This window comes from Silvimonas sp. JCM 19000 (assembly GCF_054652575.1).
Window position 1 is genome coordinate 176,982 of record NZ_BAAIHC010000006.1, and the last position, 11,755, is coordinate 188,736.

13 protein-coding genes are annotated in these 11,755 nt (G+C 59.2%); 6 read left to right on the top strand and 7 right to left on the bottom strand.

Annotated features, from left to right (window positions below):
- Positions 1-2: 2 nt before the first annotated feature.
- The 6 genes from ACYQ1A_RS08080 to ACYQ1A_RS08105 all read right to left on the bottom strand — a co-directional run bounded on the left by ACYQ1A_RS08080 (position 3) and on the right by ACYQ1A_RS08105 (position 4,973).
- Positions 3-608, bottom strand: a complete 606-nt coding sequence (locus ACYQ1A_RS08080; protein ID WP_499361585.1) for a glutathione S-transferase N-terminal domain-containing protein — start codon at positions 606-608, stop codon at positions 3-5.
- Positions 609-793: 185 nt separating this feature from the next.
- Positions 794-1,573, bottom strand: a complete 780-nt coding sequence (locus ACYQ1A_RS08085) for a cytochrome c1 (RefSeq protein WP_499361589.1) — start codon at positions 1,571-1,573, stop codon at positions 794-796.
- A 14-nt stretch (positions 1,574-1,587) separates the two neighbouring features.
- Positions 1,588-2,928: a cytochrome b gene (locus ACYQ1A_RS08090; RefSeq protein ID WP_499361591.1), complete on the bottom strand. Its 1,341-nt coding sequence runs from the start codon at positions 2,926-2,928 to the stop codon at positions 1,588-1,590.
- A 25-nt stretch (positions 2,929-2,953) separates the two neighbouring features.
- Positions 2,954-3,538: a ubiquinol-cytochrome c reductase iron-sulfur subunit gene (gene petA / locus ACYQ1A_RS08095; RefSeq protein WP_499361592.1), complete on the bottom strand. Its 585-nt coding sequence runs from the start codon at positions 3,536-3,538 to the stop codon at positions 2,954-2,956.
- 175 nt (positions 3,539-3,713) lie between these two features.
- Positions 3,714-4,205, bottom strand: a complete 492-nt coding sequence (locus tag ACYQ1A_RS08100; RefSeq protein ID WP_499361593.1) for a hypothetical protein — start codon at positions 4,203-4,205, stop codon at positions 3,714-3,716.
- A gap of 15 nt (positions 4,206-4,220) precedes the next feature.
- A complete protein-coding gene (locus ACYQ1A_RS08105; protein WP_499361595.1) occupies positions 4,221-4,973 on the bottom strand; it encodes a Nif3-like dinuclear metal center hexameric protein in 753 nt (250 codons plus the stop codon).
- A gap of 14 nt (positions 4,974-4,987) precedes the next feature.
- Between ACYQ1A_RS08105 and ACYQ1A_RS08110 the strand changes: the two genes are divergently transcribed.
- Complete coding sequence (locus ACYQ1A_RS08110) at positions 4,988-6,154, top strand: Do family serine endopeptidase (RefSeq protein WP_499361596.1); 1,167 nt, start codon at positions 4,988-4,990, stop codon at positions 6,152-6,154.
- A 127-nt stretch (positions 6,155-6,281) separates the two neighbouring features.
- Here ACYQ1A_RS08110 and ACYQ1A_RS08115 read toward each other — a convergent pair whose 3' ends face one another.
- The gene (locus tag ACYQ1A_RS08115) at positions 6,282-8,255 is read right to left on the bottom strand and encodes a cation:proton antiporter (protein WP_499361598.1); all 1,974 of its coding nucleotides are present in this window, start codon (positions 8,253-8,255) and stop codon (positions 6,282-6,284) included.
- Positions 8,256-8,358: 103 nt separating this feature from the next.
- Between ACYQ1A_RS08115 and ACYQ1A_RS08120 the strand changes: the two genes are divergently transcribed.
- Genes ACYQ1A_RS08120 through lptB form a run of 5 tightly spaced genes read left to right on the top strand, consistent with a single transcriptional unit; the run spans position 8,359 to position 11,754 of the window.
- Positions 8,359-9,336 carry a KpsF/GutQ family sugar-phosphate isomerase gene (locus tag ACYQ1A_RS08120; protein ID WP_499361599.1) on the top strand — a complete coding sequence of 326 codons (978 nt, stop codon included), beginning with the start codon at positions 8,359-8,361 and terminating at the stop codon, positions 9,334-9,336.
- Positions 9,337-9,379: 43 nt separating this feature from the next.
- The gene (locus ACYQ1A_RS08125) at positions 9,380-9,895 is read left to right on the top strand and encodes a KdsC family phosphatase (protein WP_499361602.1); all 516 of its coding nucleotides are present in this window, start codon (positions 9,380-9,382) and stop codon (positions 9,893-9,895) included.
- 8 nt (positions 9,896-9,903) lie between these two features.
- Positions 9,904-10,473 carry an LPS export ABC transporter periplasmic protein LptC gene (gene lptC / locus ACYQ1A_RS08130; protein WP_499361603.1) on the top strand — a complete coding sequence of 190 codons (570 nt, stop codon included), beginning with the start codon at positions 9,904-9,906 and terminating at the stop codon, positions 10,471-10,473.
- 4 nt (positions 10,474-10,477) lie between these two features.
- Complete coding sequence (gene lptA, locus ACYQ1A_RS08135; protein WP_499361605.1) at positions 10,478-11,005, top strand: lipopolysaccharide transport periplasmic protein LptA; 528 nt, start codon at positions 10,478-10,480, stop codon at positions 11,003-11,005.
- Positions 11,002-11,754 carry an LPS export ABC transporter ATP-binding protein gene (lptB, locus tag ACYQ1A_RS08140; RefSeq protein WP_062222425.1) on the top strand — a complete coding sequence of 251 codons (753 nt, stop codon included), beginning with the start codon at positions 11,002-11,004 and terminating at the stop codon, positions 11,752-11,754. Before lptA ends, lptB begins: the two co-directional genes overlap by 4 nt.
- Position 11,755 lies beyond the last annotated feature (1 nt).

Here is an 11,755-nt window from a genome sequence, read left to right on the forward strand (position 1 = left end):
CATCACTTGCGCATGGCTTTTTCGTTGGCCGTGAGCGAATCAATGAATGCCTGGCGGCTGAACAGACGCTCGCCATATTTCATCACCGAAGCCAGCGGCTTGGTCACTTCAATGCCGTAGTGCTCAAAGCGCCACAGCAGCGGAGCAATTGCCACATCCAGCATCGAGAACTCTTCGCCCAGCATGAACTTCTGCTTGGTAAACAGCGGCGCGATCTGGGTCAGGTTGTCGCGGATGGTGGTACGGGCCACATCTTGCGCCTTTTTGGTGGCAGCGCCGTCTTCTAGCGTTTTGACGTGCACGAACAATTCGCGTTCAAAATTGAACAGCATCAGGCGAGCGCGGGCGCGCATCACCGGATCCGCCGGCATCAGTTGCGGATGCGGAAAGCGTTCGTCGATGTATTCGTTGATGATATTGGATTCGTACAGCGTGAGATCACGCTCGACCAGCACCGGAACCTCGTTGTACGGGTTCATGACGGCCAGGTCTTCCGGCTTGCTGTGGACATCGACGTCGATAATTTCGAAGTCCATGCCTTTCTCAAACAGGACAATACGGCAGCGATGGCTAAACGGGCAGGAGGTGCCGGAATACAGCTTCATCATAAACGGGAAACTCCAAGGTGAATTTTGCAAAGCGTTGAATTTTAAAGCTTTTGCCCGAGAAAAGCGAATTTAGGAACATAAGCCCATGATCTGCAACGATAAATCGTTGTTTTATGAGAATGTTTCAAACGTAAAAAACGGAGCCCGCAGGCTCCGTTTTGAATGACACCAATACCCCATCGGGCTTAGTGCTCGACGTCTTTCCAGTAGTCTTTCTTCAGCGCATAAACCAGCGGCAGCAGAATAAACAGCAGGAACAGTACGACGGCATAACCGATCTGTTCGCGATGGATTTGCGCCGGTTCGCTCATGTAAACCATGAAGTTAACCAGATCGCCCACGCGCTTGTCGTAGTCGGTGGTATCCGCCTTGTCGCCATCCAGATGGGTCAACAGGCCGGCTTGAGTAAGCTTGACGCCAACCAGCGTCTGCACGTCTTTGCCGTTCACTTTTTCGGTCTTGTAGACCGCATCCTGGCGACCCTGCAGTTCCCACAGCACGTGCGGCATACCTACCTTGTCGAACACCGCATTGTTCCAGCCGGTGGGGCGGGAATCATCGCGATAGAACGAACGCAGATAGGTATACAGCCAGTCCGCGCCACGGGCACGGGCTTCCAGCGACAGATCAGGCGGGGCAGCGCCGAGCCATTGCTTGGCATCGGCATTGGTCATCGCCACTTTCATGATGTTGCCGACCTTGTCGGTGGTAAACATCAGGTTGTTCTTGATCTGGTCTTCGGTCAGGCCGATGTCTTGCAGGCGGTTGTAGCGCAACATGGTTGCGCCATGACACGACAGGCAATAGTTAACAAAGGTCTGAGCGCCGCGTTGCAGCGATTCAGTGTCCTGGATGTTAACCGGGGCCTTGTCCAGCTCAGGGCCACCTTCTTCAGCAAAAGAGAAAGAGGCCAGCGGCAGTGCCAGTACAGCGGCGGCAAGCCAAACACGTAAATTCAGTTTCATGGCTGCTGTTGTCCTTAAATCACTTTGGCGAAGAGCGCGGCCAGCGCAAACGTAATCAGGAAGTACACGACCATCTTCACCTTGGCCGAGAACGGCTGCACGGTGGTGCGGTCAGGCACAGGCTTGTACGTATCGATCTTCGAGATGATCGGCATACCCAGGAAGAACGCGAAGTACACCACGGACAGAATGCGCGAAACCAGCGTGCGGACATCGGTCGGCGGCAACGCGCCCAGCATGCCCAGACCGATAAACGCCACGATAAAGGCCACCAGCGCGCCCTTGAACACCGGACCGCGATAACGCACGGACTTGACCGGCGAACGATCCAGCCACGGCAGCAGCGCAATCATCACCACAGCGGCGCCCATCGCCAACACACCCCACACCTGCGTGCCCAGGAACGACGGCACGGCGCGCAGAATGGCGTAGAACGGCGTGAAGTACCAAACCGGCGCAATGTGCGGCGGGGTCTTCAGCGGATCTGCCGGAATGAAGTTGTTGTCTTCCAGGAAGAAACCAAACATGTTCGGTTTGAAGAACACGATGCTGGAGAACACGATCAGGAAGACCACGACACCAAGGATGTCCTTGACGGTGTAGTGCGGGTGCATCGGCACGCTGTCGATCGGGTAACCAGTTACCGGGTCTTTGTGCTTTTTGATATCCACGCCGTCCGGGTTGTTGGAACCCACTTCGTGCAGCGCAATCAAGTGAGCCATCACCAGCGCCAGCAGTACCAGCGGCACGGCAATCACGTGCAGGGCAAAGAAGCGGTTCAGCGTAACGTCCGACACCACGAAGTCACCGCGGATGAAGGTCGACAGATCCGGGCCAATCACCGGGATCGACGCAAACAGGTTAACAATCACCTGCGCGCCCCAGAACGACATCTGGCCCCACGGCAGCAGGTAACCAAGGAAGGCTTCGGCCATCAGGCACAGGAAGACCAGCGAACCAAACACCCAGATCAGTTCACGCGGCTTGTGGAACGAGCCGTAGATCAGACCGCGGAACATATGCAGGTAAACCACGACAAAGAACATCGAGGCGCCGGTGGAGTGCATGTAACGGATGATCCAGCCACCCGCCACGTCGCGCATGATGTATTCCACCGAGTTGAAGGCGACGGAAACATTGGTACCCGGAATCCACGAGCCATCCGGCTTGTAGTTCATGGTCAGGAAAATACCGGTAACGATCTGCAGCACCAGCACCAGCAGGGCCAGTGAGCCGAAGAAATACCAGAAGTTGAAGTTCTTGGGTGCCCGGTACTCGGACATCTGGGACTTCCAGGTGGCGGTCAGCGGAAACCGCGCGTCCACCCAGTCCAGGAGTTGTTGTGCTTTGCTCATGTTCAAGCCTCAGTGGGTGTGGCGTTTACTTGTCTTCACCGATACGGATGGTGGTATCGGTCAGGAACTTGTAGGGCGGGATCGGCAGATTCAGCGGTGCCGGCACACCCTTGTAAACACGACCTGCGAGGTCGTACTTGGAGCCATGACAGGGGCAGTAGTAGCCACCCAGCCAGCCCGGGCCCAGATCGGCGGGTGCCAGGTCAGGACGATAGGTCGGCGAACAGCCGAGGTGGGTGCACACGCCGGTTGCAACCCAGATCTCAGGCTTGAGCGCACGCGCTGCGTTCTTGGCGTAATCAGGTTGGTCGCTCGAATCTGATTTCGGATCGGCCAGTTCGCCATCCAGCTTGGGCAGATTGTCGATCATCTCTTTGGTGCGCTTGACCACCCAGACCGGCTTGCCGCGCCATTCCACGTTGACCTTCTGGCCCATTTCAAGCTTGCTGATATCGACTTCGACCGGGGCGCCTGCCGCTTTGGCGCGCTCCGAAGGCAAAAAGCTGGCTACAAACGGTGTGGCAATTCCTGCCACGGCCACGGCACCTGCGCCGCTGCTGGCGAGCAGCAGAAACCGCCGTTTGCTGTTATCAACGTGCTGGTCACTCATAACCGATCCCTGACTTAATGGTGAACGAGAAACCGTCGTGTGCGGGTCTTGAAAAGACGCAACGCCACCCGGTCCCTGGTTAAAACTGCTGAATTCTACCCGACCGACGGCCCGAACTCAAAGCCGCATCAACACCAGGGTTATTTGTCCGCCACAAGCATCTGGCACGGCGCAACTAGTGCGCAGCGCCGCTTTGCGCATATCCCGCCAGTTCGTGGTTGAGTTTGTCTTCGACCAGACCGGTAATTTCTGCGACTTTTTCACGTGCCGTACCAGGATAGCTCACCTGAAACACCCGTGCCGAAAGCTGCAAACCGCCGTTGGCGGGCGTCAGCAGATAGACCATGCGCGCTTCGGTGGGCAATTTGGCGGTGGTAATGTTCTGGGCGAACTCGGCTTTGGTGGCGCTGCGCTTGCGCAAGGTCATGCCTTTGCCGGTGCGATATTTGACGATCTCGTCGAGCACATCATTGGCCTGGCGGCCCGCGATCAACACACTCGGCACCACGGTGGCTTTGGGCAGCTTTGTTTCCGGCAGCGGTTGACCCAGCGGCACCGGCGTTACTACGCCGGGATGGGTGGTGCTGGTGGGGTTGGCAGGTGTGGCGCAGCCCGCCACGAGTAGCGCGCCCAGCACGGATGCGGCAGCAAGTCGCAAAGTAGTCATTGAAGTCACAGCCAGTTACACCGGATTAGGAATATCGAGATGAGTCACATCCAGCTCGAATTGTTCCGCCAGATGTGCGCCCAGCGCGCGGACACCGCCGCGTTCGGTGGCATGGTGGCCGGCTGCGACAAAGGCTACACCGGATTCCCGCGCGGTATGTGTGACGAACTCGGACGCCTCGCCGGTCACAAAACAATCAATATCCAGCGTAGCGGCTTCATGGAAAAAACTCTGCGCCCCGCCAGTACACCAGCCGATGCGACGTAAGGGTTTATCCAGATCGCCCAGCAACAACGGTTCGCGCTCCAGCCCGCTGTGCAGGCGCGCGCCCAGTTGGCGCAAGGTAACTGGCGCGTCGAATTCGCCAATCCACGCCAGGTTTTGTTCGCCAAACTGGCCGACCTTGCGCGCGCCGATCACTTGACCAAGCGTCGCGTTATTGCCCACGTCCGGGTGGGCGTCCAGCGGCAAGTGATAGGCGAACAGATTAATATCGGTGCTGATCAGGCGGGCGATGCGCGCTTTTTTGGTTCCGGTAATCTGAGCCGCTTCGCCTTTCCAGAAATAACCGTGATGCACCAGCAAAGCATCTGCGCCAATGGCATGTGCGGCTTCGATGGCCGCCAGGCTGGCCGTGACAGCGGTGGCAATGCGCTGGATACTGGCGCGGCCTTCAACCTGAATCCCGTTCGGGCAGTAATCGCGAAATAAAGAAACCTGCAAGTATTGTCCGATATAATTTTCAAGCTCTTGTCTGGCAACCGACATCAACCCACGCCTTTATGAAAAAACTCTGGCTGATTTTCGCACAAACCACCACCATCGGGCTGGCGATCTGGTTTCTGTTCACCCTGTTGAACCCAGCCTGGCTGCCGGCTAACAAGGCGCGCGAGGTCATCACCCTGCGCGAATCCAACCGCGCCTCTGCCCCCGCCGCATCAATGCCCACGCGCGAAACGCCGCCGGTGGCGGTCAGCTTTAGCGCTGGCGCGCGCAAAGCGATGCCGGCGGTGGTCAATATCTATACCTCCAAAGAAGTGCGTTCCCCGCGGCATCCGATGCTGAACGACCCGTTCTTTCGCAAGTTTTTCGGCAACGATGATCCGCAACGTGCTTCCAGCCTTGGTTCTGGCGTCATTGTGTCGGAGCAGGGTTATATCGTGACCAACAACCATGTGGTCGAATCCGCCGACGAAATCGAAGTCGCGCTCGCCGACGGCCGTACCGCCGACGCCCGCGTGGTGGGCGCCGATCCGGATACCGATCTGGCGGTGATCAAGGTGGAAGAAGGCAAGTTGCCCACCATTTCATTTGCCGACGTCGACAAAGTGCAGATCGGCGATGTGGTACTAGCCATCGGCAACCCCTTTGGCGTGGGTCAGACCGTGACCATGGGCATCGTGTCGGCACTGGGCCGCTCGCAACTTGGCATCAACACCTTCGAAAACTTTATCCAGACCGACGCCCCGATCAACCCCGGCAACTCGGGTGGCGCATTGGTCGATACCCAGGGCAGCCTGGTCGGCATTAACGCCGCCATCTATTCGCAATCGGGCGGCTCGCTGGGAATCGGTTTTGCCATTCCGGCGACCACAGTGCGGCAGGTTATGGAAGCCATCATCAAAGACGGCAAGGTCACGCGCGGCTGGCTGGGCGTTGAAGCCCAGGATGTCACCCCGGAACTGGCCGCCAGTTTCAAACTGGTCCCCGCGCACGGCGCGCTGATTGCCGGTGTGGTCCGCGGCAGCCCGGCCGATAAATCCGGCATCCGGCCGGGCGATATTTTGCTGACGGTAGGCAAAAAAGACGTGCGTGATTCGTCGGCCATGCTCAATCAGATTGCCGAGTTGAAGCCGGACGATACGGTGGAGATGCATGTGTACCGCAACGGCAAGGACTTGACGCTACAGGTGAAGGTCGGCAAACGACCGAAACTGGCGCAGCGTTAGTCGGCCGCCGGCCGATGGAATAAAAAACGGGGTGTATCAGCAAGATGCACCCCGTTTTTTTTGCCGCAGCGCAGCGCAGCGGGCAAGGCAGCGCGGGGGCTTGCCTCCCGGGCCCGCGAGGCCGGACCTACGATCCCTTCAGCAACACCACCTCGGCCGCCGCCAAGCCCTCGGGCTCGCCCAACAACACCATCACATCGCCTTCGCACAAGACAAAGTCCGCGGCGGGCTCCACCGGCCGCATATTCGCGCGCCGCACACTCTTCACTTCAATATGCATTGCCTCCAGCGCCAGACCACCTACCGCCTTGCCAATGGCAGCAGCGCCTGCAATCAGATGCACGCTGTGCAAGCGCGGTGCGGGCCGATCACCCTCGTTTTCCAGATCATCACTGGTACTGCGGAAAAAGCCGCGGAACATCTGGTAGCGATCTTCCCGCACGCTGCGGATACGTTTGAGCACGCGGTTCAACGGCACGCCCAGCAGCATCAGGGTATGCGAGGCCAGCATCAAGCTGCCTTCCATAATCTCGGCCACCACTTCCGCCGCGCCCGCCGCCTTCAGCTTGTCGATATCGCTATCGTCGTAAGTCCGCACAATGACCGGTAGCTCAGGCTTGAGCTGATGCACCAGCTCCAGAATCTTTAGTGCCGAATGCGTATCGGCATAGGTCACGATCAACGCCCGCGCTCGCATCAAACCGGCCGCCAGCAACACTTCACGCTTGGCCGCGTCGCCATATACCACCGACTCACCCGCTGCACCCGCCTCGCGCACGCGCTCCGGGTCCAGATCCAGGGCAAAGAACGGAATCTCTTCTTGCGCCAGAAACCGCCCCAGCGACTGGCCACTGCGGCCAAAGCCGCACAGCACCACGTGGCCTTGTGCCTGCATCGACCGCACCGCAATCAAATGCAGGTTGGCGGCCATATTGTTCCATTCAGAACTGGCGAAACGCAGCACCAGCTTGTCGCTGTGCTGGATTACAAACGGCGTGGCCAGCATGGACAACACCACGCCCGCGATCGTGGCCTGATGTAACTCCGGCGGCACGATGCCCGCCGTGGACGCCACCGCCAGCAAGACAAAGGCAAATTCGCCCCCCTGCCCCAAGGCAAAACCCGTGCGCAAGCTGGTGCCCGGCGTATTGCCAAACAGGCGCGCCAGCCCCGAAATCAGCAACATCTTGACCGGCCCCATCAAGATCATTACCGCCAGCACCAGCCACCAGCGCTGCAACAGCGTGCTGAAATCGAGATTCATGCCGACCGTAATAAAGAAGAAACCCAGCAACAAATCGCGGAACGGGCGGATATCGTCTTCCACCTGATAGCGGTATTGGGTTTCGGCGATCAGCATGCCGGCAAGAAAGGCCCCCAGCGCCAGCGACAGCCCGGCCAGATCAGTCAGCCAGGCAATGCCCAGCGTGATCAGCAGCAGGTTAATCATGAAGAGTTCGCTGGAATGCTGGCGCGCCACCATGTTGAACCACGGTCGCATCAGTTTCTGCCCCAGATAAAGCAGCAAAAACAGCACCACGCCGATCTTGACCACGGCCAGACCCAGCGCGTACAGCATCTCGGGGCCAGGGCGGCTCAGGGCGGGGATCATGATCAGTTGCGGCACCACCGCCAGATCCTGGAACAGCAAGACGCCGATGGCATTCTGGCCGTGCGGCGCGTTGATCTCATTGCGCTCGGCCAGCAGGCGCGACACCATCGCCGTGGAAGACATCGCCAGCGCGCCACCCAGCGCCAGCCCGGTTTTCCATTCCACGCCAGCCAGCAAGGTCACCCCACAAACCAGCAAGGCCGTCACGGCCACCTGGCTGGCACCAAGGCCGAATACCACGCGGCGCATGGCCACCAGCCGCGCCAGATTAAATTCGAGCCCGAGGGTGAACATCAGGAATACCACGCCGAATTCAGCCAGGTGATCGGCGTTCTCGGACGAGGCCACCAGCCCCAGCGCATGCGGCCCCATAAACATGCCGACCACCAGATAACCCAGCATGGCGGGCAATTTGATACTGCGACACGCAACGACGGTAATGACAGCGGCCGCCAACAGCAGCAACACGGAGTGCAGGTGGATGGGCATGTGCAGGTTCGACTGGAATTTGTGCACATCAGCATACCCACAGACTCCGTTCGTAACAACGCGGCTGGCATGAGACTTGCATGCTCTTTTATACTGCGAGGCTATGAGCTCATCCCAAGACTCCCGATTCATTGCCCGCGCCCGGCGCGTGCTATCCGTAGAAGCGGCCGCGCTCGATACCGCCTCGGCCCGTATCGACGCTGCGTTTGGCCATGCCTGCGAGCTATTGCTGGCCTGCAAGGGCCGCGTGGCCGTAACAGGCATGGGCAAATCCGGCCACGTGGCGCGCAAGATTGCCGCCACGCTCTCCAGCACCGGCACCCCCTCGCTGTTTTTGCACCCGGGCGAAGCGGCCCACGGCGATCTGGGCATGGTGACGCCGCAAGACGTTGTGCTCGCCTTGTCGTATTCAGGCGAGAGCGATGAATTGCTGGCCATCGTGCCCAGCCTCAAGCGCCTGGGCGTACCCATCATTGCACTGACTGGCAACCGCGATTCCACGCTCGGCCGCGAAGCCCAGGTGTGGCTCGACGCCAGCGTCAGCCAGGAAGCCTGTCCGCTCAATCTGGCGCCCACCGCCAGCACCACGGTGGCACTGGCGCTGGGTGATGCGTTGGCAGTGGCATTGCTGGAAGAACGTGGTTTTGGTGCTGAAGACTTTGCCCAATCCCATCCGGGCGGCAGCCTGGGCCGTCGTTTGCTCATCCATGTCACCGATATCATGCGGCGCGGCGATGCCCTGCCCGTGGTGCACACCACCACCACCGTGCGCGATGCACTGATGGAAATTAGCCGCAAAGGCTTGGGCATGACGGCGGTGCTGGACGAAGATCAAAAGCTGGTGGGGATTTTTACCGACGGCGATTTACGTCGCGCGCTCGACCGCAATATCGACGTGCACCACACCTGCGTTGCCGATGTGATGACCGCCGGCCCCGTGACGATCGAAGCGGGCCGTCTGGCCGCCGAAGCCGTACTGATCATGGAGTCGCGCCGCATCGGCGCCTTGCTGGTGATGCAGGAAGGCCGGTTGGTGGGTGCCCTCAATATGCACGACCTGCTCCAGGCGCGTGTGGTCTGACGCCCATTCGGGCCAGATTGTTCTCATCAAGGAAAACTGTTTAATGAACACCGCCGCAAAGCAAGTCCGGCTCATGATTTTTGATATTGATGGCGTCATGACTGATGGCAGTCTGTTCTATACCGATGCAGGCGAAGAGATCAAAGCCTTCAATGCACTGGATGGCCATGGCATACGCATGCTGGCCAATACCGGCGTGGAAATCGCCATCATCACGGGCCGCCAATCCAAACTGGTGGCGCACCGTGCCGCAAATCTGAAAATTACGCACGTGTATCAAGGTTCTGGTGACAAAGGCGCAACATTCGCCGAATTGCTGGACGCCACCGGCTTCAAGCCGGAAGAATGCGGCTATATGGGCGACGATGTGATTGATCTGCCGGTGATGACCCGCGTTGCGTTTGCGGTCTCGGTGCCCGACGCCCCCGAATTTGTCCGTCGCCACGCCCAGCTTGTGACCACCGCGCGCGGCGGTCACGGTGCGGTGCGTGAGGCTTGTGAAACCATCATGGCTGCGCAAGGTACGCTGGAAGGCGTGCTGGCCAGCTATTTGCGCTAAGGGTTTCCGTGTCACAACGCCTTTTGCCTTTGGTGATGATCGTCATGCTGGGCTTGCTGGTGTGGCTGCTCAACAGCGCCGCGTCCTTGCCCGCACTGGAACATCTGAACCGCAATAACGAGCCCGACCTGATCGTGCAGCAAACGCACAGCGTGCGCTTTAACGAAGCGGGCCAGCCGTTCGAGCGGCTGGATGCCGACCGCGTGCGCCATATCACCGAAGATGACGTGGCCTGGTTCGACAACCCGCACTTTACCTATGCGCTGCCGGGCAAGCCGCGGATGGATCTGGTGACGTCGCAGGCACAGTCCATCAACAAGGGCGAAAAACTGTGGATGCCGGATACCGCCGTGCTGACGCGGCAGCCTGATGAACAACATGCCAAACTCATCATTACCGGACGTCAGGTCTGGTTTGCCCCGACCCCGGGTCTGATCTGGTCCGACGCCGAAGTGGTGGCCGATATGGGCACCTCCCGCGCCAGTGGTGTGGGTTTCTCGGCGGACACCCAGAAGCAGACCGTTACTCTTAAATCGAAAGTGAGCACCATTTATGATCCACCGAAGCGCACTCGCTAGCCTTTTGATCGCAAGTCTGTTGCTGGCGAGCGGCCTCGCACACGCGGCCAAGGCTGACCGCGAAGAAAAAATCCACATCCAGGCGGATCAGGGCAATTTCGACCAGAAAACCAATACCGGCGTTTACATCGGCAATGTGATCGTGACGCAAGGCAGTATGGTGCTGCGTTCGGACAAGCTGACCATCCGCCAGGACGCCGACGGCAATCAGTTTTCGCAAGGCCAGGGCAATCCGGTCAAGTTCCGCGAGCGCGGCGATGATGGCACCTGGATTACCGCTGAAGCACTGCGTTATGACTACAACGGCCAGACCGGCCTGCTGACGCTGATCGACAAAGCCAATGTGCACAAGGATCAGGATGAAGTGATCGGCGACATCATCACTTACAACCTCAACACCGATCAGTACGAAGCCAAAACCACAGGCAAGAGCGGCGGTCGCGTCAACATCACGATCACGCCCAAGAAAAAAGCCAGCGCGCCCGCTGCGGCAGCACGCCCGGCCGCCACCAGCGCCAGTGAGGCCCAATGACCACCGCAATCCAGGCTGATAACGCGCCGCTTTCGCTCAGTGCCAAGGGCCTGATGAAACGGTATCGCAAACGCACCGTGGTACGCGATGTAACCATCGAAGTCGCCGCGGGCGAAGTGGTTGGCTTGCTTGGCCCGAACGGGGCGGGCAAGACCACCAGCTTTTATATGATCGTGGGCATGGTCGCCATGGACGGCGGCGAGATACGCCTGAACGGCCAGGACATCGGCCATATGGCGATGCACGAACGCGCCCAACTGGGCCTGGGCTATCTGCCGCAAGAGGCATCGATTTTCCGCAAGATGACGGTGGCGCAGAACGTGCTGTCGGTGCTGGAACTGCATATCAAGGACAGCACAGAACGCAATGCCAGGCTGGATGAATTGTTGCAGGAACTGCACATCAGCCACCTGCGCGACAACCCGGCCATGAGCCTGTCCGGGGGCGAGCGCCGTCGCGCCGAAATTGCCCGCGCATTGGCCGCTAACCCGCGGTTTATCTTGCTGGACGAGCCGTTTGCCGGGGTCGACCCGATTGCCGTGATGGACATCCAGCGCATCATTGCCTACCTGCGGGACAGGGGTATTGGTGTATTGATCACCGATCACAACGTGCGTGAGACTCTTGGCATCTGCGATCGCGCCTATATCATTTCCGAAGGCGCGGTGATGGCCTCGGGCCACCCCGCAGAAATCGTCACCAACGAACAAGTGCGCAAGGTTTATCTGGGCGAACACTTCCGCATGTAAT